General features: G+C 62.8%; 24 protein-coding genes. 14 read left to right on the top strand and 10 right to left on the bottom strand.

Annotation, left to right across the window (positions count from 1 at the left end):
- Positions 1–44: 44 nt before the first annotated feature.
- A complete protein-coding gene (locus tag AB1462_RS25905; protein ID WP_367248278.1) occupies positions 45–830 on the bottom strand; it encodes a DeoR/GlpR family DNA-binding transcription regulator in 786 nt (261 codons plus the stop codon).
- A gap of 121 nt (positions 831–951) precedes the next feature.
- Here AB1462_RS25905 and AB1462_RS25900 point away from each other — a divergent pair, with 121 nt between their 5' ends.
- Positions 952–2,109, top strand: coding sequence for an alpha-hydroxy acid oxidase (locus tag AB1462_RS25900; protein WP_090403176.1), 1,158 nt, complete (start codon positions 952–954; stop codon positions 2,107–2,109).
- Between the two features lie 195 nt (positions 2,110–2,304).
- On the opposite strand, the gene AB1462_RS25895 is transcribed toward AB1462_RS25900, so the two are convergent.
- Positions 2,305–3,231, bottom strand: coding sequence for an alpha/beta hydrolase (locus AB1462_RS25895; protein ID WP_090403178.1), 927 nt, complete (start codon positions 3,229–3,231; stop codon positions 2,305–2,307).
- 191 nt (positions 3,232–3,422) lie between these two features.
- On the opposite strand from AB1462_RS25895, the gene AB1462_RS25890 reads away from it, so the two are divergent.
- The 5 genes from AB1462_RS25890 to AB1462_RS25870 all read left to right on the top strand — a co-directional run bounded on the left by AB1462_RS25890 (position 3,423) and on the right by AB1462_RS25870 (position 8,250).
- Complete coding sequence (locus AB1462_RS25890) at positions 3,423–4,010, top strand: NUDIX domain-containing protein (RefSeq protein WP_367248275.1); 588 nt, start codon at positions 3,423–3,425, stop codon at positions 4,008–4,010.
- Between the two features lie 106 nt (positions 4,011–4,116).
- A complete protein-coding gene (locus AB1462_RS25885) occupies positions 4,117–4,707 on the top strand; it encodes an antibiotic biosynthesis monooxygenase (RefSeq protein WP_259194988.1) in 591 nt (196 codons plus the stop codon).
- Positions 4,704–6,542, top strand: coding sequence for an amidohydrolase (locus AB1462_RS25880; protein WP_259194989.1), 1,839 nt, complete (start codon positions 4,704–4,706; stop codon positions 6,540–6,542). The genes AB1462_RS25885 and AB1462_RS25880 overlap by 4 nt, the downstream gene beginning before the upstream one ends.
- 28 nt (positions 6,543–6,570) lie before the next feature.
- Positions 6,571–7,188, top strand: coding sequence for an isochorismate family cysteine hydrolase YcaC (gene ycaC / locus AB1462_RS25875; RefSeq protein ID WP_027607149.1), 618 nt, complete (start codon positions 6,571–6,573; stop codon positions 7,186–7,188).
- A 180-nt stretch (positions 7,189–7,368) separates the two neighbouring features.
- Complete coding sequence (locus tag AB1462_RS25870) at positions 7,369–8,250, top strand: LysR family transcriptional regulator (protein ID WP_367248273.1); 882 nt, start codon at positions 7,369–7,371, stop codon at positions 8,248–8,250.
- Here the strand turns inward: AB1462_RS25870 and AB1462_RS25865 are convergent.
- Positions 8,237–9,274: an AraC family transcriptional regulator gene (locus AB1462_RS25865; protein WP_259194990.1), complete on the bottom strand. Its 1,038-nt coding sequence runs from the start codon at positions 9,272–9,274 to the stop codon at positions 8,237–8,239. The two genes, AB1462_RS25870 and AB1462_RS25865, sit on opposite strands and share 14 nt — an antisense overlap.
- A gap of 1 nt (position 9,275) precedes the next feature.
- Positions 9,276–10,190 carry a GGDEF domain-containing protein gene (locus AB1462_RS25860; RefSeq protein ID WP_090403190.1) on the bottom strand — a complete coding sequence of 305 codons (915 nt, stop codon included), beginning with the start codon at positions 10,188–10,190 and terminating at the stop codon, positions 9,276–9,278.
- A 549-nt stretch (positions 10,191–10,739) separates the two neighbouring features.
- Between AB1462_RS25860 and AB1462_RS25855 the strand changes: the two genes are divergently transcribed.
- The 5 genes from AB1462_RS25855 to AB1462_RS25835 all read left to right on the top strand — a co-directional run bounded on the left by AB1462_RS25855 (position 10,740) and on the right by AB1462_RS25835 (position 17,233).
- Positions 10,740–13,253 carry a TonB-dependent receptor gene (locus AB1462_RS25855; protein WP_367248271.1) on the top strand — a complete coding sequence of 838 codons (2,514 nt, stop codon included), beginning with the start codon at positions 10,740–10,742 and terminating at the stop codon, positions 13,251–13,253.
- Positions 13,254–13,396: 143 nt separating this feature from the next.
- Positions 13,397–15,262 carry a phytase gene (locus AB1462_RS25850; RefSeq protein ID WP_367248269.1) on the top strand — a complete coding sequence of 622 codons (1,866 nt, stop codon included), beginning with the start codon at positions 13,397–13,399 and terminating at the stop codon, positions 15,260–15,262.
- A 47-nt stretch (positions 15,263–15,309) separates the two neighbouring features.
- Positions 15,310–16,002: a protein TolQ gene (gene tolQ, locus AB1462_RS25845; RefSeq protein ID WP_315338706.1), complete on the top strand. Its 693-nt coding sequence runs from the start codon at positions 15,310–15,312 to the stop codon at positions 16,000–16,002.
- Positions 16,003–16,016: 14 nt separating this feature from the next.
- A complete protein-coding gene (tolR, locus tag AB1462_RS25840) occupies positions 16,017–16,463 on the top strand; it encodes a protein TolR (RefSeq protein ID WP_090403198.1) in 447 nt (148 codons plus the stop codon).
- The gene (locus tag AB1462_RS25835; protein ID WP_259194896.1) at positions 16,460–17,233 is read left to right on the top strand and encodes an energy transducer TonB; all 774 of its coding nucleotides are present in this window, start codon (positions 16,460–16,462) and stop codon (positions 17,231–17,233) included. The genes tolR and AB1462_RS25835 overlap by 4 nt, the downstream gene beginning before the upstream one ends.
- Positions 17,234–17,352: 119 nt before the next feature.
- Here the strand turns inward: AB1462_RS25835 and AB1462_RS25830 are convergent, their stop codons facing one another.
- The 4 genes from AB1462_RS25830 to AB1462_RS25815 all read right to left on the bottom strand — a co-directional run bounded on the left by AB1462_RS25830 (position 17,353) and on the right by AB1462_RS25815 (position 21,940).
- On the bottom strand, positions 17,353–18,297 hold the full coding sequence (locus AB1462_RS25830; protein WP_367248268.1) for a D-isomer specific 2-hydroxyacid dehydrogenase family protein: 945 nt from the start codon (positions 18,295–18,297) through the stop codon (positions 17,353–17,355).
- On the bottom strand, positions 18,294–19,463 hold the full coding sequence (locus AB1462_RS25825) for an acyl-CoA dehydrogenase family protein (RefSeq protein ID WP_367248266.1): 1,170 nt from the start codon (positions 19,461–19,463) through the stop codon (positions 18,294–18,296). Before AB1462_RS25825 ends, AB1462_RS25830 begins: the two co-directional genes overlap by 4 nt.
- 136 nt (positions 19,464–19,599) lie before the next feature.
- Positions 19,600–20,955 carry an LLM class flavin-dependent oxidoreductase gene (locus tag AB1462_RS25820; RefSeq protein ID WP_367248265.1) on the bottom strand — a complete coding sequence of 452 codons (1,356 nt, stop codon included), beginning with the start codon at positions 20,953–20,955 and terminating at the stop codon, positions 19,600–19,602.
- A gap of 10 nt (positions 20,956–20,965) precedes the next feature.
- Positions 20,966–21,940, bottom strand: a complete 975-nt coding sequence (locus tag AB1462_RS25815; protein ID WP_259194899.1) for an ABC transporter substrate-binding protein — start codon at positions 21,938–21,940, stop codon at positions 20,966–20,968.
- Positions 21,941–22,337: 397 nt separating this feature from the next.
- Between AB1462_RS25815 and AB1462_RS25810 the strand changes: the two genes are divergently transcribed.
- Positions 22,338–22,499 carry a hypothetical protein gene (locus tag AB1462_RS25810; RefSeq protein WP_259194900.1) on the top strand — a complete coding sequence of 54 codons (162 nt, stop codon included), beginning with the start codon at positions 22,338–22,340 and terminating at the stop codon, positions 22,497–22,499.
- A 68-nt stretch (positions 22,500–22,567) separates the two neighbouring features.
- Here the strand turns inward: AB1462_RS25810 and AB1462_RS25805 are convergent, their stop codons facing one another.
- A complete protein-coding gene (locus tag AB1462_RS25805) occupies positions 22,568–24,151 on the bottom strand; it encodes a rhodanese-related sulfurtransferase (protein WP_367248263.1) in 1,584 nt (527 codons plus the stop codon).
- Complete coding sequence (locus AB1462_RS25800; protein WP_367248261.1) at positions 24,148–24,759, bottom strand: cysteine dioxygenase; 612 nt, start codon at positions 24,757–24,759, stop codon at positions 24,148–24,150. The genes AB1462_RS25805 and AB1462_RS25800 overlap by 4 nt, the downstream gene beginning before the upstream one ends.
- A gap of 216 nt (positions 24,760–24,975) precedes the next feature.
- Between AB1462_RS25800 and AB1462_RS25795 the strand changes: the two genes are divergently transcribed.
- Positions 24,976–25,881 carry a LysR family transcriptional regulator gene (locus AB1462_RS25795; RefSeq protein WP_367248259.1) on the top strand — a complete coding sequence of 302 codons (906 nt, stop codon included), beginning with the start codon at positions 24,976–24,978 and terminating at the stop codon, positions 25,879–25,881.
- A 129-nt stretch (positions 25,882–26,010) separates the two neighbouring features.
- Positions 26,011–26,805, top strand: a complete 795-nt coding sequence (locus AB1462_RS25790) for a class II aldolase/adducin family protein (protein WP_090403230.1) — start codon at positions 26,011–26,013, stop codon at positions 26,803–26,805.
- The last annotated feature ends 47 nt before the right edge of the window (positions 26,806–26,852 follow it).

Genomic DNA, 26,852 nt, shown 5'->3' with positions numbered 1-26,852 from the left:
GCCACAAAAGCCAATCCGCCACACCGCTATTTGACCCCCTGTTCCTACTCGGTATCGACCCGCAACACCTGCAACCCTAACCGCTCATACGCCTCCACACTCGGCACATGCCACTCGGTGATTAACGTGTGAATACGGTTGCACGGCGCCACCACAAACGGTTCCACCGCACCGAGTTTGTCGGCCATGGTCACCGCCACCACATGGGAGGCGCTGTCGAGCAGGGCCTGTTTGACCGCCACCTCATCAAAATGCAGCGAGCTGATGCCCACTTGCGGGTGCAGTGCGCACACCCCGGTAAACAGCAGGTCGGCCTTGATGCTCTGGATCAGGCGCACGCTTTCCTGGCCGCTGGTAGACAAGGTGGCCGGGTTGAGTTGGCCGCCGGCGAGTATCACTTTTACCGTGGGATGGTCCGCCAGGGCGATGGCGATCATCGGTGACGGCGTGACGACCGTGAGGCGGATCGAGCGCGGCAATGACTGGGCGATCTGCAAGGTGGTGGAGCCGGAATCGAACAGTACGATCTGGCCGTCTTCCACCTGGTCGGCGGCGAGTTGCGCGAGTTGACGCTTGGCTTCATTGGTCTCGCCGACACGGGTGAAGAAGTCCTTGCCGGTGTCCTTGGGCCGTGGCAGCGCGCCACCGTGCACGCGCTGCAACAGGCCGGCGGCGGCGAGTTCGCCGAGGTCGCGGCGGATGGTGTCCTGGGACACGGCGAAGTGGTCCACCAATTCCGAAGCGGTGACTTTGCCGTCGCGCTCCAGCAATAACAGGATCTTTTGTTTGCGCAGGGAAGGCAGGTCGATGGCGTGATGAGTATTGTGCATGTTTATGCGCTTTTTTGCGGGTTTGTGCGAGATTAGTCCGCGGTCGATATAAACGCAATGGCTGGTTGCCCACCTGTTGCGCGGTTACTCTCTGTGCTCAGTTCAGGGAGAGGTGACCTAGATGTCGTTGATTACAACCATCGAAGATTTACGCAAGCTGGCGCAAAAACGTGTTCCACGGATGTTCTACGATTACGCCGACTCCGGGTCCTGGACTGAGAGCACCTACCGGGCCAATGAAAGCGATTTTGCCCGGATCAAATTCCGCCAGCGCGTGGCGCGCAATATCGATGAACGCTCGATCCGCGCCACCATGATCGGCCAGGACGTGGCCATGCCGGTGGCCCTCGCACCCACGGGCCTGGCCGGCATGCAGCATGCCGATGGCGAGATTCTTACCGCGCGTGCCGCCGCCGCGTTTGGCCTGCGCTACACCTTGTCGACCATGAGTATTTGCTCGTTGGAGGACATCGCCGAACAGGTCGGCAAGCCGTTCTGGTTCCAGCTGTATGTGATGCGCGACCGCGCGTTTGTCGAGCAACTGATCGAACGTGCCAAGGCGGCCGGCGTGGATGCGCTGGTGCTGACGCTGGACCTGCAGATCCTCGGGCAACGCCACAAGGACTTGATCAACGGCCTCTCGGCGCCGCCCAGGCTGACCTTGCCGAACATCCTCAACATGGCCACCAAGCCACGCTGGGTGATGGGCATGCTCGGCACCCAACGGCGTGGCTTCGGCAATATCGTCGGGCATGTGAAGGGTGTGGCGGACATGAGTTCGCTGTCATCGTGGACCGCCCAGCAATTCGACCCGCGCCTGAGCTGGGACGATGTGGAGTGGATCAAGAAGTGCTGGGGCGGCAAGCTGATCATCAAGGGCATCCTCGATGTGGAGGACGCGCGCCTGGCCGCCAACTCCGGTGCCGATGCACTGGTGGTGAGCAACCACGGTGGCCGCCAGTTGGATGGTGCACCGTCGAGCATCAGCCAGTTGCCGGCGATTGTCGAAGCGGTGGGCGAGCGGATTGAAGTGTGGCTGGACGGCGGCATTCGCTCCGGCCAGGACGTGCTCAAAGCGATGGCACTCGGCGCCAAAGGCACCATGATCGGTCGCCCGCATTTGTATGGTTTGGGCGCGATGGGCGAAGCGGGGGTGACCAAGGCACTCGACATCATCGCCCGTGAGCTGGACGTGACGATGGCACTGTGTGGCTATAACGATATACGCGCTGTGAATCGCGAGATTTTGCTGCCGGGTACATTCCCCGAAACCGTTTAGTGAGCAAAAAAATCGTAAAAAAATAAAAAGAGTTGTCCACGAAAACCGTGGGTATCTCTGTGGATAACTTTGCGAGGGCCCGGCAGGGTTGGCGATTTAACCAAAGGTTAATATTTGATCAACTGCCGGCCATGTCCAGTATGGGCAGGGTTTGCGCTTGACAGCCAAGCGCGAACCCAGTGCCGAAAAGCAGATTTATGACTCGTTGTTGCGACCTGGAGTGTGGGTGACCACCTGGGCTGGCATCTTCGCTTGCATCAGGTTGTCGAGTGCCTGGCGATAGCTGCCACCGGCCAGGCTCATGCTGTTGTTGTGGCTGGCACCCGGCACCAATAAGAGGCGTTTGGGTTGCCGGGCCGCTTCAAATAGTTGCTCGCTGAAACGCGGCGGCACGTAGCGGTCGTCCAGGCCGTGGACCACCAGCAGCGGCATGTGGATGTCGGCGATCTTGTCGATGGAGTCGAACTTCTGCGACAGCAACCAGCGCACCGGCAGCGAGGTATTGGCTACCGCTGCGGCCACGTCGGCCAGGGAGGTGAAGGTGGACTCGATCACCAGCCCACGTACCGGCAGCGGCGTTTGCTGGCCCAGCTCGGCTGCCAGGTCGATGGCCACCGCCCCACCAAGGGAGTGCCCGTAGATCAGGCGTTTGCCGGGGTCCGGTTGCAGCACCTGGAAACGTTCCCAGGCGATGCGTGCATCTTCATACACCGTGGTTTCCGAAGGCAGTTCGCCACGGCTCTGGCCGAAACCGCGATAGTCGATGGCCAGCACCGAGTAACCCAGGGCGTGCAATTGCTCGATGCGAAACAGCTGCCCGGTGAGGTTCCAGCGTACGCCGTGCAAGTAGAGGATCGCCGGCGCGTCCTTGTTGGCTGCCGGGTACCACCAGCCATGAATGTTCTGCCCCGATTTGAAACTGGCGGGCTTGAGTTCGAATTCCTGCACCGCCTTGGGCAAACCGCTGTACCAACTTGCGGTGCCGGGCTCGATGCGAAACACCAGCTCGCGCTCCTTGTGTTGCAGCACCGCGCAGCCTACTGGCAGGCCGACGATCAACAGGGCCATGCACAGCAGGGGAAACCAGCGCAGGCTCAGGCGCGATAGAAAACGTGAGGGCATGAAGATTCCAGGGCAAAGGTGAAGTGGGGGTTTTACCAGATGGCCTACACAGGCAGGTATAAATTCGACGGCCGCCCAGGTTGATTGCTTGCAAAGTGTTACAGCATTGAACAACCCCTGCACAGGTTGCTAGGGTGGGGCAGATCAAACAACTGTGAACCCCGATTACTCCTTTGGAAAAAGAGCCAGCCATGGACAACAGCCCCGTTCGCATCACCGCCGAAGAGACCCTCTCGGACAACTGGTACCTGCTGAAAAAATACAGCTTCGACCTGCGTCGCCGCGACGGCAGTTGGCAAGCCCAGACCCGCGAGGTGTATGACCGCGGCAATGGCGCGACCATCCTGCTGTACAACCGCGAGCAACGCACGGTGTTGCTGATTCGCCAGTTCCGCATGCCCACCTTCGTCAATGACTACCACGGCTATCTGATTGAAGCGGCGGCGGGGTTGCTGGACAACGCCAGCCCCGAGGAGCGCATTCGCCTGGAGGCGGAGGAGGAAACGGGTTATCGCGTCGGGCATGTGGAGAAGGTCTATGCGGCGTTCATGAGCCCAGGGTCGGTCACTGAGCGGATTCACTTTTTTCTCGGCGAGTACCAGCCGGGGGACCAGGTCGGCAATGGCGGCGGCCTGGAAGAGGAGGGCGAGGACATCGAGGTGCTGGAGCTGGGTTTCGAGCAGGCGTTGGCCATGGTGCAGAGCGGCGAGATCGCAGACGGCAAGACCATCATGCTGTTGCAGCACCTGGAGTTGCGCATGCTGAAAGAAGGCTGGTGACCCCCTTCCAGCGATCCCGCTTAAACAGCACGTACATCCAATTTTCCTACCCCCATCCTCGGCAAACTCCCCTCATCGCTGAAACGTCTAGGCAGAGGGGCACACCATGGACCCAGCACCACAGACAGGGCCCGACGAAGTCGTCACCCTGGTCGTCAAACACCTGATCAAGACAGGCCGCGAAGCCGACTACGAAGCTTGGCTACGCCGCACCGTGCGTATCGCCGGCGAGCGTCCCGGCCACCTCGGTGTCGACGTAGTGCGCAGTAAACAAAACGGCTTGACGCTGTTCACCTGCGTATTGCGCTACCGCTCCACCGACGACCTGGAAACCTGGCTCAATTCCCCCGAGCGCAAAACCTTGATCGCCGAAGCCACGCCGATGCTGGCCGACGGCGACAAGACCGAAATCGGTGCGGTCAACGAATTCTGGTTCACGCCCCTGGCCGACAGCGCCGCCAAGCCGCCGCGCTGGAAGCAGGCGGTGGTCAGCCTGTTTGTAATTTTGCCGCAGACCTTGCTGTTGCCGTTTATCTGGGGGCCGATCCTGCGTCTGCACCCGTTCCTGTCCAACTACGTGGTCTCCACCTTCCTGGTCACCGTGACCATCGTCCTGCTGGTGGTCTACCTGCTGATGCCGGCCGCTACCCGCCTGTTCGCTCCCTGGCTTGAAGCCTCTGTAAAGGAAACCCTATGAACGCCGATCTGATTCTGTTCAATGGCCAGTTCCACACCGTGGACCGTGAAAATCCACGGGCAACCGCCGTCGCCATCCGCGAGGGACGCTTTGTTGCCGTCGGCACCGATGGCGAGGCCATGGCCCTGCGTGGCAGCGGCACCCAGGTCATCGACCTCAAGGGCCGCACCGTGATCCCCGGCCTCAATGACTCGCACCTGCACCTGATCCGTGGCGGCCTGAACTACAACCTCGAGCTGCGCTGGGAAGGCGTGCCGTCCCTGGCCGATGCCCTGCGCATGCTCAAGGAGCAGGCCGACCGTACTCCTACGCCGCAATGGGTGCGGGTGGTGGGCGGCTGGAACGAATTCCAGTTCGCCGAAAAACGCATGCCGACCCTGGAAGAACTCAACCAGGCCGCGCCGGATACCCCGGTGTTCGTGCTGCACCTGTATGACCGCGCCTTGCTCAACCGCGCCGCCCTGCGCGTGGCCGGCTACACCAAGGACACGCCGAACCCACCGGGTGGCGAGATCGTGCGCGACAGCAACGGCAACCCCACCGGCATGCTGGTGGCGCGACCCAACGCGATGATCCTCTACTCGACCTTGGCCAAAGGCCCGAAACTGCCACTGGAATACCAGGTCAACTCCACCCGCCAGTTCATGCGTGAACTCAATCGCCTCGGCCTGACCAGCGCCATCGATGCCGGCGGCGGTTTCCAGAACTACCCCGATGACTACGCAGTGATCGAGCAACTGGCCAAGGATCAACAGCTGACGGTGCGCATCGCCTACAACCTGTTCACCCAGAAGCCCAAGGAAGAGCTCAGCGACTTCAAGAACTGGACCGGCAGCGTCACCCTGCACCAGGGCGATGACTACCTGCGTCACAACGGCGCCGGCGAGATGCTGGTGTTCTCCGCGGCCGACTTTGAAGACTTCCTCGAACCTCGCCCGGACCTGCCGCTGACCATGGAACAGGAGTTGGAACCGGTGGTGCGCCACCTGGTGGAACAGCGCTGGCCGTTCCGCCTGCATGCCACCTATGACGAATCGATCTCGCGCATGCTCGACGTGTTCGAGAAGGTCAACCGCGACATCCCGTTCAATGGCTTGCCGTGGTTCTTCGACCATGCCGAAACCATCACCCCGAAGAATATCGAGCGGGTGCGCGCCCTCGGTGGTGGTATTGCGATCCAGGACCGCATGGCGTTCCAGGGCGAATACTTTGTCGAGCGCTACGGCGCCAAGGCCGCCGAAGCCACGCCACCGATCAAGCGCATGCTGGCTGAAGGCGTGCCGGTGGGGGCGGGCACCGATGCCACGCGGGTCTCGAGCTACAACCCGTGGACCTCGCTGTACTGGATGGTCAGTGGCCGCACCGTCGGTGGCCTGGAACTGCACGCCGAAGGCCTGCCGCGCCTCACCGCGCTGGAGCTGTTCACCCATGGCAGCGCCTGGTTCTCGTCCGAGCAGGGCAAGAAAGGCCAGATCAAGGTCGGCCAATTGGCGGACGTGGCGGCGCTGTCGGCGGACTTTTTCAGCGTCGATGAAGAAGCCATCAAGTGGATCGAATCGGTGCTCACTGTCGTGGGCGGCAAGGTGGTCTACGGCGCCGGCGACTTCGAAGACTACGCACCGCCGCGCGTGCCGGTGCTGCCGGACTGGTCGCCGGTGGTCAAGGTGCCGGGGCACTGGCGCCCGAGTTCGCCTTTGCAAGCTCAAGTACACCAATGCAGCGGCCCATGCGGCGTGCATTCCCACAGCCACGAAAAGGCGCGCCTTTCCAGCGTGCCGGTCAGCGACTTCCAGGGCTTCTGGGGTGCGTTTGGCTGCTCGTGCTTTGCGTTCTGATACCTAAACCCACAAAGGAGTTACCCCCATGACTTACAAGCGCTTGAACAAAGATGACGCGGTGGTGCTGTTGGTGGATCACCAGACCGGCCTGATCTCCCTGGTGCAGGATTTCTCCCCCAACGAATTCAAGAACAACGTACTGGCCCTGGCCGACGTGGCGAAGTTCTTCAACCTGCCGACCATCCTGACCACCAGTTTTGAAGGCGGTCCTAACGGCCCACTGGTGCCAGAGCTCAAGGCACTCTTCCCGGACGCGCCGTACATCGCCCGCCCTGGCCAGATCAACGCCTGGGACAACGAAGATTTCGTCAAGGCCGTCAAGGCTACCGGCCGCAAGCAGATCATCATTGCCGGTGTGGTGACGGATGTGTGCGTAGCGTTCCCGACCCTTTGCGCCCTCGACGAAGGCTTCGAGGTGTTCGTGGTCACCGACGCCTCCGGCACCTTCAACGAAACCGTGCAACAAGCCGCCTGGGCGCGTATGACCGCCGCCGGTGCGCAACTGGTGAACTGGTTCGCCGTGGCCTGCGAGCTGCAAGTGGACTGGCGCAACGACATGGAAGGCCTGGCCAACCTGCTGTCGCCGCGCATCCCCAACTACCGCAACCTGATGAACAGCTACTCGGCGTTCACGGCCAAGTAAGCTGTTCTCAAGCCTGTAGGTAATCCCTTGTGGGAGGGGGCTTGCCCCCGATTGCGGTGTGTCAGTCTGAGTATTTTTGACTGATCCACTGCTATCGGGGGCAAGCCCCCTCCCACATTTGATTTGTGGTGTTGCGACCATCCAGTTATAAATCAGCCCATCGTCCACCGAGAAGCGACAATGAACCCCTTCGAAGACATGCGCCTGTTCTGCCAGGTCATGGAATCCGGCAGCTTCACCGCCGCCGCCGAACAGCTGGGCCTGTCCAAGCAATTCGTCAGCCGCCGCCTGATCCAGCTGGAAGATCGCCTCGGCGTGCGCCTGCTCAACCGTTCCACACGCCGCCTGGATGTCACGCCCCTGGGCCAGAGTTACTACGAATCCGCCTTGCGCCTGCTCGGTGAAGTCGAGCAAGTGGAGCAGGGCATCGCCGGCCAGAACAGCGAACCACGCGGCACCCTGCGCCTCAGCGCGCCGTTGTCGTTTGCCATGGCCCACCTCGGTTGCCTGCTGCCGCTGTTTTTGCAGCGCCATCCGCTGGTCTCGGTGGAGGTTGATCTCAGCGACCGTCCCGTGGACCTGATTGGCGAAGGCTACGACCTGGTGCTGCGGATCGGCACCCTGGAAGATTCCACCCTGATCGCCCGCCGTATCGCCAGCATCCCCCGTGTGTATTGCGCCAGTCCCGACTACCTGGCCCTGCGTGGCACCCCGCAAAAACCCGAGGACCTCGCCGAGCACGACTGCCTGCCCTACGGCCATGGCCGCCAGGTGCAATGGCGCTTCAAGGGCAAGTTGCAGGCCCTGCATGTCAGCGGCCGCATGCGCGTGAACAACGGCGACCTGCTGCGCGACACCGCCATCGCCGGGCTGGGCGTGACCTACTTGCCGACCTTTATCGTCGGCGACGCCATGAAGGACGGGCGCCTGGTCACCGTCCTCGATGACTTTGCCCCCGAAGCCCTGACCCTGTCGGCGGTGTATCCCCAGCACCGGCAAAGCTCACGGCCGGTGCAGGCGCTGGTGGAGTTTTTGCGCGAACGCCTGGCTAGCGGCTGTTGAACAGCTGGCGGATCAGGTTTGGGGTGCTGCCGGTCCAGCGCTTGAACGAACGCCGGAAGTTCGCTGCATCGTTGAAGTTCAGGTACGCCGCCACTTCATCATTGCTGTAGCCCTTGACCTGGTAAAGGTGCAACGCCACCTGCTTGCGCACCCGGTCCACCTGCTGCTGAAAACCGGTGCCGTGCTTGTGCAACTTGCGCTTGAGGGTCGCCGGGCTCATGGCGAAGGCCTGGGCCGCCTGTTCCAAGCTGGGCGGCTGGCGCACCTGGTCGCGCAGGTACTCGTAGAGACAGTCGAGAAAACTGCCGGCAAAGCCCAACTGTTCGATCTGCTCGCGGGCTTGCCGACGCGCAACCTGGCCGGCCGTGGCCGAGGCACCAGGCCAGGCACGGGTAAGGTATTCGCGCGGGATAGTCATCATGTCCAGCGGGCGCTCGAAGCGCGTGTCTTCGCCCAGGTGCACCCAGTACTGCTCGATATAACGCGGTTCGGCATGGCTGAAGCTGCACGCCCACGGCAGGCGCTCGCCGCTGAGCCATTGGCTCATGGCAACCAGCGAGGTCATGCTGGCTTCCAGCAGAAAGCGCCAATGTTCGCCGGCGCCGCAACTGTCCAGCCAGTACAGGTAGGCGTGGTGCTCATCCAGCTCCAGTTGCAGGGTGGCCAACGGGCTGAGCAGCACCTGTTGCTGGATCAGGATCTCCAGGGCCTGGTGCAGGTTCTGCGCATGGCCAAGGGCGTGGCTGGCGGCGCCGTAATAGCCGGGTAGCAGGCGCTGGCCAAACAGGAAGCTGCTGTCGTCGGCGTCCAATAACTTGCGACTGTTGCCGATCAAACCGAAAAACTGCTGCGGGCTCAGCTGCGCGGTGCCGGCCAGGATGTCCTCGTGAAACAGCCCGGTGCCGCGCAGCAGGCGATGGCTGTCGATGTCGCGGGACAAGGCCAGGTCGATCAGCGTGGCGGGTTGGTAATGCCCGGGGATGAAGCGGCTGTCGGCTTCATACCAGCTGGTTTTCACGGCCATCTCAGGCACTTTTCGCAAGCGGTTGCTTGGCCCTGGCCAACGCCAGGTTCAGGCGCTTGAGCAAGTCCTGGGGCGGTTCTTCAAGCGCCATGACCACGGCGGTGGTCGCGGCCAGTTGCAGGCGTTCGCCTTGTTGCCGGGTCTTGTGGGCCAGGCCGCGCACCGCTTGCTGCAACTCCAGCGCCAGCTCCTTGGCCTGGCGTTCGCCGGTATTGGGCAGCAGCACCACAAAACGGTCGCCGGCCAGGCGGCACAGCAGGTCCTGGCGGCGCAGGTTGAGCAGCAGCAAATGGCTGAGGGCCTGCAACACCGCGTCGCCTTCGGCATGCCCATAGGCCTGGTTGATGGCGGCGAAGTTGTCCAGGTCCAGGGCCAGCAGCGACAGCGGTTGTTGCTGGTCGCGGCTGTCTTGCAGGCTGTCGGCCAACTGGCGCTTGAGGTAATCGGCGCCGGCCAGCGGCGTGAGTTTGTCGAACAGCCGATGCTCACGGAACAGTCGCTCGCGTTTTTCCATCTGCGCGCTGATCGCCAGTTGTTCGCGGTGCCAGTGGTAGATGCCGATGGTCAGCAGGATCATGCCCACCGGCATCGGTCCGGACTCGAGCCAATGGTCCCAGGTGATGCTGTCGGGCAGGCGGATAAATTCGTCGAGGCTGTCGATCCACCAGGAGAAAAAGATGCATGCCAGGCCCAGCGCCAGGTAATTGGTGACGCGCCCGGCGGGGCGGCTTTTGAGCACCAGGCCCAGCCACACCAGGGCGAGCAGGGCGGAACCGCCTTCGCCGAAAATATCCAGCCACACCCATTCGCTGACGCTTTTCAATTCGCCACAGGCCAGGTGCAGGATCAACCCGAGGTTGGCGGCGATCAGCAGCAACGAGAGCTTCCAGCGGTGGGGCTTGAGCACGGAAAACATGGCCGCGGGTCCTTGGGAAAATGAGCGATGGGCGCCAGCACAGCAGATGGATGTGACCGTTGGATGACGGTGGGGGTGGGTCGAATCAGCTCATCTCAAACACACTGGAGATCAAAAAATGTGGGAGGGGGCTTGCCCCCGATGCATAAGTATCTACACATCTTGAGCCGAGCCCCCTGCGTAGCAGCTGTCGAGCCTTGGCGAGGCTGCGTCGGCGGTGTGTCAGACGCGCCGCAAACGCAGCCTCGCCAAGGCTCGACAGCTGCTACGCGTTATCCTACTGAAGTTGTGTAGATACTTATGCCCCGATGGCGGTGTATCAGTCGACAGATAGGCCAGCTGACCCACCGCTATCGGGGGCAAGCCCCCTCCCACAGGGGATCTCCACAGGTCATATCAGCTCATTCCACGTCCGGGTTCGGGCAAAACCCCCGGTTTACGGGGCTTCGCGCCGACCCCTGTCACAGAACGGTCATCCCCCACCCCTAGCTTGCCCTCCCAGTTGCCGGGCCTCTTGCCTGGCGCCAACGGATTCTTGGGGAGGATTGCATGTACAAGCGCACCAGGCTCGTCAGCTTTACGCTTACCGCCTTGGCCCTGGCGATGGCCAGTGAACGGTTGAGCGCCGCCGAAGCGAGCGCCACCGAGCACGTCGAAGTGGTCGGCCAGGCTGCCGCTATGGACCAGGCGCTCAAGGAGCAGCGCAGCGCCGACAGCATCAAGAGCGTGGTGCATGCCGACGGCGTGGCCCAGTTGCCGGATGAAAACGTCGCCGAAGCGGTGCAGCGCCTGCCGGGCATCAGTGTCGAGCGCGACCAGGGCGAAGGGCGTTTTGTCAGCGTGCGTGGCCTGGGCCCGGACCTCAACAGCGTGACCATCAACGGCACCCTGGTGCCCGCCCCGGAAAGCGCGCGCCGCGCCGTGGCCCTCGATGTGCTGCCCTCGGAGCTGGTGCAGTCGCTGTCGGTGATCAAGACCCTCACCCCGGACATGGACGCCAACTCCCTCGGCGGCACCGTCGACGTGCAAAGCCTCTCGGCCTTCGACCATAAAGGTTTGTTCTACACCGGCAGCACCGAAGCCAGCTACGACAAGAACACGAGCCAGACCAGCCCGAAATTCTCCGGCGCCGCCAGTAACCGTTTCAGCCTCGGCGACGGCATCGACAACTTCGGCGTCGCCGCCGCCCTCAGTTGGCAAAAGCGCGACTTCGGCTCGGACAATGTCGAAACCGGCGGCGCCTGGGACTTCACCGACGGCGCCCGGCTCAACGAGTTCGAACAGCGCGACTACGATATCAGCCGCGAACGCGCCGGCGGTGGCCTGAACTTCGACTACAAGCCCGATGACCTCAGCAGCTACTACCTGCGCACCCTCTACAGCCGCTACACCGACACCGAAACCCGCAACTCCACCAGCATCGAGTTTGCCGACCCCCAGGCCCCGGGCGCACTGGGCGATGCCGAGGGCAAGCGCAAGCTTAAAAACCGTGAGGAAACCCAGGAAATCCAATCCTATGTGTTCGGCGGCGAACGCATGCTCGGCCTCTGGACCCTCAGCGGCCAGGCCGGCTACAGCCAGTCCAGCGAAGACAGCCCGGCGCATATCGCAGGCGCCACCTTCGACGGCGGTGACTTTGCCAACAGCGGTTTCTACGACAAGGACAAGCCCCGCCCGATCATCGGCAGCGGCTTCTACGACGCGAGCAACTTCAGCCTCGACAAAGTCGACTGGGAAAAACAGAACACCAAGGACACCGAGAAAAACCTGCGCCTGGACCTGGCCCGCGACTACGACCTGAGCGGTTATGCGTCCCAGGTCAAGTTCGGTGGCAAGGTCAGCCGCCGCAACAAGGACAACGACCTGGAAGCCTGGGTCTACGAAGACTTCGACACCCTCGGTTTCACCGCCGACCAACTCAACCTCACCCGGTTCCAGAAGGGCAGCGTCGACTATCGCCTGGGCAACTACGGCCCCGGCATCAGCCCCAGCGCCATCAAGCAGCTGATCGGCAGCCTCAACCCGGCGGACTTCTATGACGAGACCGAATCGCGGGTCAACGACTTCACCATCCGCGAAGACATCAACGCCGGCTACCTGATGAACACCATCGATGTCGACGACTGGCGCTTTATCGCCGGCCTGCGCTACGAAGGCACCGAGTTCGAAGCCAAGGGCACCGGCGCCACCGATGGCGTGTTCACGGCCACCGAGACCAAGCGCCGCTATCACCATTGGCTGCCGGGCCTGCATGCGCGCTATCAGATCGACAAGAACACCCAGGTGCGCGCGGCCTGGACCAAGTCGGTGGTGCGCCCGACGTTCGGCCAGCTGGCGCCGGGTTTCGTGATCGACGATGACGAAGCCACCTTCGGTAACCCTGACCTCAAGCCCCTGGAGTCGAGCAACCTCGACCTGGGCATCGAGCACTTCATGGGTCGCGCCGGGACCGTGTCGGCGTTCGTGTTCTACAAGGACATCAAGAACTTCGTCTACAACACCGACCTCGCCGGTACCGGCGCCTGGACCAACTTCGCCGAGGCCCACACCTACGCCAACGGCGACAGCGCCAAGCTCTACGGGCTGGAACTGGCCTACTCACAGAAGTTCGACTGGCTGCCCGCACCGTGGAACGGTTTGCTGATCGGCGCCAACAGCACCTTCAGCCGCTCCAGCGCCGATATCGAAGGTTTCGACGCCGCCAGCGGCACCAATCGCAAGCGCAATATCAGCCTGCCCAACCAGTCGGACACCGTCGGCAACCTTATGCTCGGCTGGGAAGACGACAAGCTCAGCCTGCGCCTCTCGGCCAACTACAAATCGGCCTACCTGTATGAACTGGCCTCGATCAACGACAAGGCCCACGACCTGCACGTCGACGCGCAGACCTTCGTCGACTTCAGCGTGCGCTACTCGCTGACCAAGAACCTGCAAGTCAGCTTCGAGGCCCAGAACCTCACCGATGAGTCGTACTTCGTCTACACCGGCCACCGCAGCTACAACGGCCAATACGAAGAGTACGGCCCCACCTACAAAGTGGGCCTGACCTTCACCCATTTCTAACGCACACCTAGATTCCAATGTGGGAGGGGGTTTGCCCCCGATAGCGGTGGATCAGTGAACGATTCATCAACTGACACACCCTTATCGGGGGCAAACCCCCTCCCGCATTGGATCTCCATTGTTTTCGAAGGATTTGTTTGTTCATGAGAATTTCCAAGCTGTACCTGCTGATCGCCCTGGTCACCAGCGGCCATGCGTTCGCCGCCGACCTGGCGCTGACCCCGTGGGCACCCAGCCTGAAGGCCGACGCCGTGGCCTTCCTGCCCAACGCCACCGAGCGCGTGGCCGCCAGCACCCGCGACGGCCTGCAACTGCTCGACAGCAAGGGCGCCGAGCTGGCGCGTTTCAACGGTAACTTCAGCAGCCTCGACACCCGCGCCGCAGGTACCCAGGTGCTGGTCGCCAGCCTCGACAACGACCGCCAACAGGCGTTGCTGATCAGCCTGGACAGTGCCAGCAAAAACTGGGGCAAGCCGCTGTACCTGCCGACCCGCGACTACCCGGTGAATGGCCTGTGCCTGTACCGCGACGCCGCGGCCAACCTGTTTGTCTTCCTGGTGGGCGAAGAGGGCAAGGGCGAGCAATGGCTGGTGGGCAACGGCTCGACGCTGCTCACCGAAGCCCAGCGTGTACGCGGTGTGCCGCTGCCGCCGTCGGCGCAGTTCTGCCAGGTGGACGACGCCACCCAGCAGTTGGTGGTGAATGAACAGAATGTCGGCTGGTGGGCCTACCCGGCGCATCCGGAAGCTGATGTGAAACGCACGCCGGTGGCGCTGTTCGACACTCCCAAGCGCGAAGCCGGGGCCATGGCGCTGGTGCCGGGTGGCATGGTTGCGTTGGACCCGAAGACCGCCCGGTTGCACCTGTTCCAGCAAACCGGCGAGCGCTGGCTGGAGCAATCGAGCCTGGGCCTGCCGGGCCTGAAAGAGCCGGAACAATTGGCGATCACTGGCCGCCAGTTGCTGGTGCGCGATGACGACAGCGGCAAGCTTTACCAGGCCAGGCTCGACTGGCAGGCCACGCCCGTCGCGGCGGCGCCGGTGCTGCCGGAAGTCGCGGCCTTGCGCCAGAGCGACCCGGTCGGCCGCCAGGGCGATGCGGCGGATGACCCGGCGATCTGGATTCACCCCGAAACACCGGCCAAAAGCCGTGTGCTCGGCACCAACAAGAAACAGGGCCTGCTCGCCTACGACCTCGACGGCAAGCTGTTGCAGGAACTGGCAGTGGGGCGCCTGAACAATGTGGACGTACGTCCCCGTTTCAAGCTCGGCCAGCAAACGGTCGACCTGGCCGTGGCGAGCAATCGCGATCACAACAGCCTGAGCCTGTTCAGCATCGACCGTCAGAGCGGCGAGCTGCGTGAGGTCGGTGAAGTGCCCACGCCGCTCAAGGAAATCTATGGCATTTGCCTGTTCCAGCCCGCCAGCGGCGAGATCTATGCGATTGCCAACGGCAAGGACGGCACCTTCCTGCAATACCGCCTCAGCGCGCCGAACGGCCGTGTGCACGGCGAGCTGGTGCGCCAGTTCAAGGTCGACAGCCAACCCGAAGGCTGCGTGGCCGACGACCAGCGCCAGCGCCTGTTTATCGGTGAGGAAGACGTCGGCGTGTGGACGGTGGATGCGCGCGCCGATCAACCGGCGACGCTGACCAGCGTGATCAAGGTCGGCCCGCAGCTGCATGCGGATGTCGAGGGCCTGGCGCTGTACCAGAGCGATAAGCATGACTACCTGGTGATCTCCAGCCAAGGCAATGACAGCTATCTGGTGGTGGATGCCGAACCGCCGTTCGCCGTGCACGGCGGCTTCCGCGTCGGCTTGAACGCCGCCGCCGGTATCGACGGCGCGTCGGAAACCGATGGCCTGGAAGTCACCGCCATCAACCTCGGCGGGCCATGGAGCCAAGGCATGCTGGTGGTGCAGGACGGACGCAAGCGCATGCCCGAGCAAACCCAGAACTTCAAGTTCGTACCCTGGGCCGAGGTCACCCGCGCATTGAAATTGCCGTGAACCGTCATCAACCGGTCATCACTTTTTAATCGAATGGGAGATTCACTATGCACGCGACGATGGAACATATGACGATCTGGGGACTGATCAGCGACGCCAGCCTGTTGGTCAAGGCTGTCATGGTCACCTTGCTGTTGGCGTCCTTGCTCAGCTGGTACCTGATTATCCAGCGCGGCAGTGTCCTGCGCCGCCTGGAGCGTCAGTTAAACGGTTTTGTGCAGCGCTTTCGCGCCGCGCCGGATTTGCAGGCGCTGTCCCGTGAGATCCAACAGGCGGGCGAGGGCGGCATTGCGCCGATCTTTATCGCCGGGGTCCAGGAATACCAGCACCTGCACGGTCATGATCCGGCGGTGCTCGAAGGCGTGGAGCGGGCCTTGCAGGTGGCGATCACCGAGCAGGAAATCGAGCTGGAAAAGGGCCTGCAATTTCTGGCGACCGTGGGTTCGGTCAGCCCGTACATCGGCCTGTTCGGCACGGTGTGGGGCATCATGAATTCCTTTATCGGCCTTTCCCAGGTGCAACAGGCCACGTTGTCCACCGTAGCGCCGGGCATCGCCGAAGCCTTGATCGCCACGGCTATCGGCCTGTTTGCAGCGATCCCGGCGGTGATCGCCTACAACCGCTTCGCGGCGCGCGGCCAGACCCTGCTCACCCGTTACTACGCGTTTGGCAATGAGCTGCAAGTGCGCCTGCACCGCACCCTGCGCGGTACGTCGATCAACCTGGCCGTGGCCGCCTGAAAGGAGCAACTCCCATGTTAGTCAGGCCGCAACGCAAGCACGGGCCCAAGGCCGAGATGAACGTGGTGCCGTATATCGACGTGATGCTGGTGCTGCTGGTGATCTTCATGGTCACCGCGCCGATGCTGACCCAGGGCGTGAAGATCGACCTGCCCAAGGTCGCCGCCGAGGCGTTGGCCACCGACACCCGCCAGCAGATCCTTACGCTGTCGGTAAAGGCCGACGGTGGCTACTACTGGAACCTTGGCGGCGAACTCGATACCCAACACCAGACCGACAGTGCCGTGAGCCTGGATGAAATGGGTGCCAAGGTCATGCAGGTGGTGGCGGCGCGCAACGACACCCAGGTCTACATCCGTGCCGACGACAACGCCGGTTACGGCCGTGTGGTCGCGGCCATGGCGGTGTTGCAGAAGGGTGGAGTCAGCAACCTGGGGCTGGTGACCGAGGCCCCGCAATGACGGCGATGATCATGCACAGTCCCACACTGACGATGGCGCCCCGGGATGCTTCGGGGTTGTGGAGAAACAGCCTCGCCGCCAGCCTGGCGGTGGCGCTGCACTTGGGCGTGCTGGCCGCGTTGATGCTCGGCTGGTCGACGCAAAAGCCGGTGGTGGATGCCCCGCGTGTGATGCACACGCAGTTGGTCATGCTGCCGCCTGCGCCAGCACCCGAGCCTGAACCGGTGATGGCCGCACCCGCACCGTTGGAGCCGCTGGTGGTACCGGTACCGGTACCGGCAAAGCCCACGGTCGACCCGCAGATACAGGCGCAAAAACTCGAGAAAGCCGCCTTGGCGCGTAAACGCGTCGAAGACAAGAAACTCGAGCAGCAGCAGGAACGCCTGGCCACCGAACAACGCAACCGCGAGCTGGAACAACAACGCCTCAGTCAGCAACGCCTGGCCGCTGAAAAAGCCCGGGCTGCCACACCCGCGCCAGCCCCTGCACCGGCCTTCGACAGCCGGCAATACCAACCCCTGAGCAAGGAGGCACCGGACTATCCCGAGCGCGCCCTGGACAAGAACATCGAAGGCGACTGCACCTTGGAGTACAGCGTCAACACCCAAGGCCGCGTGGAAAACCCCAAGGTGCTGGACGGCTGCCACCCATTGTTTATCCGGCCTTCACTGGCGGCGGCGAACACCTTTCGCTACCAGCCGAGGATCGTTGATGGCAAGGCCGTGGCCGTGCCGGCGGTGCGCAACACCTTCCACTACCGCATCAAATGATATTTTCCAACTGACACAGGACCCATGTGGGAGGGGGCAAGCCCGCTCGCCACAGTTACAGTGTTCCTCCTTAACTGACTGGCATAAGGGCTTGCCCCCTGCCACATTTTTGAACGGCGTCAGGCGTTAGCCAGATTCGCCAGTGCGATCCCTGAAACGTAGCGCTCCAGATTCGCCAAAAACGTATCGGCAATCTCGTTGCGGCTATTGGTCGAAATCGCTGACGTATGCGGCGACAACCGCACCCGTGGGTGGCTGTACAACGGGTGCCCATCCGGCAATGGCTCCGGCTCGGTCACGTCGAGTGATGCCAGGCCGACCTGGCCGTTATCCAGCGCCTCCAGCAACGCCTCCTGATCGAGCAAACCGCCACGCGCGATGTTGATCAGGTGCAGCCCCGGCTTGGCGCTGCCCAGCACATCGCGGTTGATGATATGCCGCGTGGCGTCGGTCAGTGGCGCGGCCACCACCAAGTGGTCGGCGCGGGCAAACAGGTCGTGGATGTCCTGGGCGGCGTCCACGCCGGCGCCGAACGGTGCCTGGCTCTGACGCAGGGCCACAACGTTGATGCCCAGGCCCAGGGCTTTTTGCGCCAGGCTTTCACCAATCGCACCAAAGCCGAGGATGCCCAGGGTGGTGCCCTTGAGTGGGCGCAGGGCGGTGAAATTCCATTGCGAGTCCTTCACCCAGATGTCCGGTAAATGCTTGGCTGCGGCAAAGATCGCCGCCAGGGCGAACTCGGCGAGGTTGTCGGCGGCGCTGCCCCGGGAGGTGGTCACCGGCGGGCCGTTGAACAGCCATTGCGGGTAGAAGTCGATGCCCGATGAGACCAAATGCACCCATTGCGCGCCGTAGGGCCAGCCCGGTGGCGGGGTGTCCGGGGCGGTGTAGCCGCGCACGTTGATCGGGCGCAGCAGCAGGATATTCGCCTGGGGCGGCAGGTCGCTCGGCACGCCCGCCGGCACGCCGATTACCTGGGCTCCGGGGTGGATCGCAGTGAGGCGTGCGCGGATCACGTCGTTGTAGTCTTCGTCCAACTGGCTGGCAATAATCACCTGAGTCATGTGCGTTCCTTCTGGCGTTGGGCGAACACGGCTTTACCGACACCTTGCAGCACCGCATCGTTCTGCGGGGTATGCACGCGACTGCACAGCACATCGCGGTAGTGGCGTTGCAGCGGGCTATGGCGTGACAGACCGGGGTTGCCGGAGGCCTCGATGGCCAGTTCCACGGCGCGGATCGCGTTGTGGGTGACCAGGTACTTCAACTGCGCGGCGTTGGCGGCCGGGGTGTGGCCGTCGGCGGCGGCGTCGAGCAGGCTGCGGTTGGCGAACAGCAGCGTGTCGATATGCCCGACGGTTTCCTGGAAACGCGGCAATGTCGACAACGCCGCACCGAGGTTGGACGGCTGGCGTTCTTCCAGCCAGTTCACCAACCAGTCCCGCGCGGCCTGGGCCACGGCGTCATACACCGAGGACAGCAGCACCGACATCCACAGGAACCCGTCGGCATCCAGCTCCGGTTGCGGCGCGCTCCAGGGGCTGACGCTGACGGCGTGGTCCAGCGGCACCAGTACGTTGTCGAGCCGCACTTCATGGCTGCAGGTGGCGCGCATGCCGAGGTGGTCCCAGGTGTCGATGATGCTCACGCCGGGGCTGTCCTTGGGCACCAGCCAGGCGCCCACCAGCGGGTCGGTGTCATCGCTGCGCGCCCATACGCTGAACCAGCTCAGGCCATGGCTGCCGGTGGAGTAGATCTTGCGTCCGCTGATGCGCCAACCCTCAGCGGTGCGCACGGCGGTGGTCGCCGGCAGCCCGCCACGGGCCGGGGTGCCGAGGTCGGGTTCGACGCGCAGGGCGTTGATCAATGCGCCGTTGCGCACCGCGTCCTCGGCCACTTGTGTACGCAGATGGGGCGGCCAGGTCTTGCTGTCTTGCAGGCGGGTATGTTGCAGGTATTGCATCACCAGGATCAGTGCGGTGGACGGTTCGCCCTTGGCAATTGCACTGATCGCCTTGCGCGCCTGCGGCAGGCTGGCACCGCCGCCACCGAGGGCTTTGGGCACGGTGAGGGCGACCAGGCCGTGGTCATGCAGCCGCTGGAAGTTGGCGTGGGGGAAGGCGCCGCTCTCGTCATACAGGTGCGCGGTGCCGGCCAGCTCGGTGCTCAAGTATTCGAGCAGGGCGTCGAAATCGACAACGTTCACAGTGCGTAGAGACGATTGAGTCATCAGTATGTGCTCGGTCAAAAATGTGGGAGGGGCGGTGCGACGATTCGACTTGCTCCCGATTGCGGTGTGTCAGTCAATCCATCTGTGACAGGCCTACCGCAATCGGGAGCAAGCCCCCTCCCACAGGGGATAGTGTTCAGGCCAGGGCCTTTTCGCGGGCTTCGATCACGCTGTAACGGTTGGCCGGCACGTCCAGGCCGAGGTTGTCGCGCAGGGTGTGCCCCGTGTATTCGCTACGGAACAGGCCCCGCTGTTGCAGCACCGGCACCACCAGTTCGGTGAAGTACTGCAAGCCGTCCGGCAGCACCGAGTTGATGATGAAACCATCGCTGGCGCCGCGCTCGAACCAGGTCTGGATCGCATCGGCGACTTGCTCCGGGGTGCCGACAAAATCACGCCTAGGCCGCGAGAAGCGCAGCGCCACTTCACGCAGGGTCAGGCCTTCGTCCTTGGCCAGTTGCTTGATGCGGTCGGAGCCGCCTTTCTGGCTGTTGGCGCCCAGGTCGCCGAGTTCCGGGAAGGGCGCGTCCAGCGGGTACTGGCTGAAGTCGTGGTCGTTGAACGGGCGGCCGAGGGCGACGATGGCGTCTTCCACGGTGACCAGCTCCACGGCTTGCTGGTAGCGGCTTTCCACTTCGGCCTCGTCGCGGCCGACAATCGGGCGGATGCCCGGCAGGATCGACAGGCTGTCGGCATCGCGGCCAAAGCCTGTGGCGCGGCGTTTGAGGTCCTGGGTGTAGGCCAGGCCTTCTTCGATGCTTTCCACATGCACGAAGATGGCGTCCGAGTTCTGCGCCGCAAAGTTACGCCCGTCCTCGGAGGTGCCCGCCTGGAAAATCACCGGTTGGCCCTGGCGCGAGCGCGCAATGTTCAGCGGGCCTTTGACCGAGAAAAACTCGCCCTTGTGGTTCAGCGCGTGCAGCTTGCCCGGGGTGAAGAATTCGCCGCTTTGCTTGTTGTAGGCAAAGGCGTCGTCTTCCCAGGAATCCCACAGGCCCTTGACCGTGTTCAGGTGCTCCTTGGCGATGCGGTAGCGCACGGCGTGGGGTGGGTGTTCGGCTTTACCGAAGTTGTCGGCGGTGCCGCTGAGCCACGAGGTCACCACGTTCCAGCCGGCGCGACCGCCGCTGATATGGTCCAGGGACGCGAACTGGCGCGCCACCTGGTAGGGCTCGGTGTAGCTGACGGTCACGGTGGCCACCAGGCCGATGTGTGTGGTCAGCGCGGCCAGGGCCGAGAGGATGGTCAGCGGCTCGAAGCGGTTGAGGTAATGCGGGCTGGACTTGGCGTGGATGTGCAGGCTGTCGGCGATGAACACGAAGTCGAACTTGGCCGCTTCGGCGAGTTCGGTCTGTTGCTTGTAGAAGCCGAAATTCGTACTGGCGTCGGGTTGCGCCTGCGGATGGCGCCATTCGCCCCAGCCGTGGCCGACGCCATGGACCATCGCTCCCAGTTTCAAATGGCGTGGCTTCGATTGATGTGGCTTGCTCATGTTCTGCTCCTTAGCGCGATGCTTGGTTGAGGGGGGCACGCTTGGCGTTAAAGCTCTTGTCGAAGCCCTGGGACACATCGATGTGCCGGGTCAGCAGGCCTTCTTGCTGGTAAGTGTCGGCGGTGGCTTGCAGGCCACTGATCACGCTGTCGTCAATCAGCACCGGGCTTAGGTGGGTCTCCTTGGCCACAGCCACATGTACGGCCAGCGGCAGCCCGGTGATTTTGGTCTGGGCGGCGGCGTACTCGTTGGGGTGCGTATTGGCCCAGGCGTAGGCGCGGTCGACGCGGGCGACAAAGTCGTCCAGCTGCGTGCGCTTGTCGGCGATGGCCTGGCGGGTGGCGGCGAGGTACAGGTGGTTGCTCAACAACGTGTTGCCGCTGGCCACGATCCGCGCCTGGCTTTGGGAGGTGACCACGGTGGTGTAGGGGTCCCAGGTCGACCAGGCGTCGACGGTGCCGTTATCCAGTACCAGGCGCGACTCGCTGGGCAGCAGGAAAATGAACTGCACATCCTTTGTGGTCAGGCCGGCCGTGGCCAGGGCCTTGATCGCCAGGTAGTGCCCGATGGACCCACGCCCGGTGGCGATTTTCTTGCCCTTGAGGTCGGCCACCGTCTTGATCGGCGAATCCTTGGGCACCAGCAGGGCGGTGGTGTTACGCCCTTCGGCGTGAATGATGCTGACCACCTTGAGCGAGGCGCCCGCGCCGAGGGCAAACACGTAGGGCGCATCGCCCAGCGCGCCAATATCCACGGCCCCGGCATTCAAGGCTTCGCCCAGGGGCGAGGCGGACGGGAACTCCGACCACTGGATTTCATAGGGCACGTTTTTACTTTCGCCGGAGACTTCCAGCAGCGTCTTGATCGTCGATTTCTGATTGGCCACCCGCAGCGGTTGCAGGTCGGCGGCGTGGGCGCTGGTGGCCAGGCCAAGGGCCAGGGCGGTGCCCAGGAGCAGGTGTTTGAACGGAGTGGAAAAGACCATGGGATGCGGGCTCCAGGCAGATCGATAAAGGGTTCGGCTACCTCCGCCTGGAGAAGGGGTCGGTGAGGAGTTTACGTTATTCCCATAAAAACCTGCTGTGAAGGTCTTTTTGGTTATATGGTAATTATTAAAAATATTAAGATAGTTTGAACTCTAATATGCATTTTATGTATTTTTTTGGTGTGTAATTGCGGCTGGGGGTGCCTGGGTGTCCAAGGGGGGCGGCGCCAATCGCTCTCAGCGCAGGTTTGCATAGAGCGAAGTGGTCTAGGCCACTGTCATTCTTCACAGGTGTTCAGGCGTTGCGCTGGGCAGAAAATGGCAGCACGCAGCCATGTCAGCTGCGAATAAACGATGGGTGTATTTTTACCCTTTCGGCAACCAGTGAGGATTCGTCATGTTCAAATTATTGGGAACCACATGCGTCATGTTCAGCCTGCTGCTTGGCGCCCAGTTCAGCGCGGCCTCGCAAATAGAGGCGGGTGTCCACGCCATGCAGTCTCAGTTGAGCGGTAGCTCGGAGACGGTTTCTTGCACCGACACAGAAGAAAAAAAGTAACGCAGTACCCCCGCCCCATTAGCATGGGGCAGCGCCTGTTCCCGCAATGGGGGCAGGCGTGCCTGGGGTCAAATGACGTAAAACCCATGGGTCCCATCACGGGCCAGTTGCTCCACCAGACCGAATTCCCAGTCCAGGTAAGCCTGCATGGCTTCCCTGGGGTTGTCGGTGCCTTCGTACGGTCGGCGGTAGCGGTCGATGCGCGGCGAGGCCAGGTGGGTTTCGCCTTCTTCCAGTGGCAGTTGCGCGTTGATCCAGGCGGCGGTGCCGTCTTGCAGCAGGAACACTTGCTTGCCGGTGATCGCTTCGACTTCAGCCACCGCCAGGCGCGCCAGTTGGCTGCTGCCGCAGGTCAGCACATAACGCTGGGCGGCGGGCACCTTGGCCAGGGCCTGGGGCAGTTGTGCGCGCAATACCCACCAGGCACCGGGGATATGGCGCTTCACGTAGTTAGCGCTGGCGGTGAAATCCAGCACCACGGTGTCGCCATGCTCGAGCCATTCGGCGAGGGTGTGCGGGCTGATCAGTTCGGCCTGGGGGGGCGCGGGGGCTGGAGCGACCCAGGCGCCTTTTTCGCTGAAGTGCGCCGCTTGCAGGTAATCCAGTACATGCACGTCCCAGCCCAGTTGAGCCAGCCACGACGCAGACATGTTCGCCCGCACGCCATCGTCATCCGCCAGCACCAGGCGCGCACCGCGCACGCTGGCGACATGGTCGGTTTCCTGCACCAGCTGGCCGCCCGGGGTCGAGCGCGCGCCGGGCAGGTGGCCGGCTTCGAATTCTTCCGGGGTGCGCACATCGAACAGGTAGGTGGTGCGGTTGGCTTCCTGCTGCCAGGCGTGCAGGTCGGCGAGGGTGGCGCGACCGACGCGGGCCTTGTCGGCGACGCGGCGTGCATCGACGGCGGCGATCTGGCGATGCTCTTCCGAGGTTGGCGCAAAGCGCCGCGACTGGCCGTGGGCGAGTTTCTGCCCGGCCAGGGTCCAGCCGATGGTGCCATTGCGCAGTGCGGACACCGGGTTGGCCACGCCGGCGTTGATCAGCGACTGGGTGCCGATAATGCTGCGGGTACGCCCGGCGCAGTTGACGATGATGCGGGTGGCCGGGTCGGGCGCCAGTTCCCGCGCACGCAACACCAGCTCGGCACCGGGCACGCTGATGCCGGTGGGGATGCTCATGGTCTGGTATTCGTCGAAACGGCGGGCGTCGAGCACCACCACATCGGCCTGGCTGTCGAGCAGCGCCTGCACTTCTTCGGCGGCGAGGGAGGGCGTGTGGCGCTCGCTCTCCACCAGTTCGCCAAAGGCCTTGCTCGGCACGTTTACATCGATAAACAGCTCGCCGCCGGCCCGGCGCCAACCGTCGAGGCCACCTTCCAACAGGCTGACCTGGGTGTAGCCCAGCGCAACCAGGCGTTCGGCGGCACGGGCAGCCAGGCCCTCACCGTTGTCGTAGACGGTGACCTGGGTATCCCGGCGTGGAATGCGCGAATACACCTCCAGTTCCAGTTTGGACAGCGGGATATTCGCCGCGAACAACGGGTGGGATTCGGCAAACGGCGCTTCTTCGCGCACGTCGACCAGGGCGACTTCTGCATGGTCCAACAGGGCCTGGCGAATCTGGGCGAAGCTACGGGTCGATACGGTGGTCATAGGGCAGGGCTCTTTTCTTTGGACAAGTCCCAGATATTCGGGAGGAAGGCGTTGGAATAACCGGAGATAAACAGTTTCTCACTGCCGTCGGGCTGGTACACCGCACGGCGCACTGCGCCGATATTGGCGCCGTACACATGGATGCTGATCGACACCTGGTCGCTGTGGGCATTGCTCACCTGATGGATGTCGCCGACCTTGGGCGACACCGCCTCGACCTGGCCCGGCACCAGTTGAATCGGTTGGCCTTCGGCGACCAGGCTGCCGTCGGGCGCGCGTTCGAAGCCTTGGGAGAGCTCTGCGCCACGCAACATGCCGATCAGCCCCCACACCCGATGGTCATGGATCGGCGTGCTTTGCCCCGGCCCCCACACAAAGCTGACAATGCTGAAACGCTGGCGCGAATCGGCATGCAGCAAGAACTGCTGGTAGCGCTCGGGGTCGGGTTGGGCAAACTCATCGGGGAGCCAGTCGTCATGGCTGACCAGTTGCGCCAGCAGCTTGCCGCCGCGGTGCAACAGGTCGCCTTCGCGTGGATTGCCGTCGATCAATTCCGCCAGGGCGCCTATGAAGGCTCTGAGTCTCTCGGGGTGTCGGGCCTGGGTCATGGCACTTCCATCGTGTGGTCGCAGGGATGGGTTTATCTAAGCATAATGTTTATAGTTAATATGCTATTTTTTAATGATTAGCTTATAGCTGAAGGTAATTTAGAACCGGTCTGAATAGCGTTAGACGTTATCGATTGCAGCACGGGCTATTCACGCCACGTTCCTGCAACTATGCTTCACACACATCTTAATGACTGTTCTCTATGTGCGGCCCAAATGAAAATTGACGATATCGATGCCTTTGTCGAAGTGATTCGTTGCCAGTCCATCAGCCATGCCGCCGAGTCGTTGCAATTGACCCAGCCGGCCATTACCCGCCGCGTGCAGAACTTCGAGCAGGCGCTGGGCGTGGAGCTGTTCGACCGCAACACCAAACCCCTCAAACCGACGTTGATCGGCACCCGCGTCTATGAGCAGTGCCGGCTGATCCTGCGCGAGATGGATGCCCTGCGTGAGCTGGTGGCCACCGACGCACCGCCCACCGGCCTGCTGCGCCTGGGTGTGCCGCAGACCATCGGCGACGTGGTGCTGCTGGATGCGCTCAAGCACCTGCGCAGCGAATACCCTGACTTGCGTGCCCAGGTTGCCACCGGCTGGGGCAGCCAGTTGGTGGGCAAGATCGAGCGCGGCGAACTGGACGCGGCGGCGGCGTTGTTCCCGGCAGGCAAGATCTTCCCGGACAACATCGTCGGCGAGTCCATCGGCAAGATGGAACTGGTGGTGGTCTGCGCCAAGGCCCAGTTGCCGAAAAAGCCGTGCAAGCTGGCTGATGTGTACCAGAACGGCTGGGTCCTCAACCCGGACGGCTGCGGCTTCCGCGCCGGGTTGCAGCGTACCTTGTCCGATCAGGGCCTGGCCCTGCGGGTCAACCTGGAGACCTTCGGCACCGAGCTGCAACTGGGCCTGGTAGCGGACGGCCTGGGCTTGGGCCTGGTGCCACGGCCACTGCTCGAACGCAGTGCGCACCGCGAGCAACTGGCGGTGATGCCGCTCAAGGATTTCAAGCCGGTGATGGATTTGTGGCTGATCTATCCGCACTTCCTGGGCAACCTGCAGGGGCCGGTGGATGCGTTTGGCACGCGGGTGGCGGCGTCCCTGCATAAAGTCCGCAACGCCGCGTAAGCCATGTAGGACGGGGATTGGTTATGAAAAAAAATAATAATTAGCTTAGATTAAAATGTGCTTTTTATTATTTTTTGCCATCCCCTAGGCTTGCCTGGAAGTCCTTAAGGCCATCCAGGAAGTTTTGCCATGAGCAGCGTCACCTCGATAACCAGCGTCTCCAACAATGTTCGCCAGCGCGTTACCCCGGAAGAGTGGGAGGTGCGCGTCAAATTGGCCGCCGCTTATCGCCTGGCCGCCTTGTACAAGTGGACCGACCACATCTATACCCACTTCTCCGCCCGTGTACCGGGGCCGGAGGAGCATTTCCTGATCAACGCCTTCGGGCTGTTGTTTGATGAAATCAGCGCCTCCAACCTGGTCAAGGTCGACCTCGACGGCACCCTCGTCGACGACCCTACCGGCCTGGGCATCAACTACGCCGGCTATGTGATTCACAGCGCGATCCACGGCGCACGTCATGACCTGCAAGCGGTGCTGCACACCCATACCCGCGACGGCATCGCGGTGTCGGCGCAGAAGGACGGCCTGCTGCCGATCTCCCAGCACTCCATTGGTTTTTCCGGACGCGTGGCGTACCACGGGTATGAAGGCGTGGCCCTCGACCTGGACGAACGTGAGCGCCTGGTCGCGGACCTGGGTGACAAGAGCGTGATGATCCTGCGCAACCATGGCTTGTTGACCGCCGGTGTCAGCGTTGAACATGCGTTTGTGCAGCTGCAACAGTTGGAGCGCGCCTGCAATATCCAGGTCGCGGCGCAGGCGGCGGGGAATGCGGAGTTGATCTTCCCGCCGGCCGAAGTGGTGGAGAAGGTCGAGCAACAGGCCAAGGTGTTTGCCAGTGGCGAAGGACCGGGGGTGGCGCGGCATTGGAATGCGCTGATTCGGCAGTTGGAGCGGACTGATACCGACTACAAGAACTGATCCCGAGCCCAATGAAGATAGGAATGTGAGAGGGGCACGCCCCTCCC

It is taken from the genome of Pseudomonas sp. SB113 (assembly GCF_040754745.1).
Taxonomy (GTDB): Bacteria; Pseudomonadota; Gammaproteobacteria; order Pseudomonadales; family Pseudomonadaceae; genus Aquipseudomonas; species Aquipseudomonas grimontii.
Note: the sequence above shows the minus strand (reverse complement) of the source record. Positions and strands in the feature narration are given on the sequence as shown.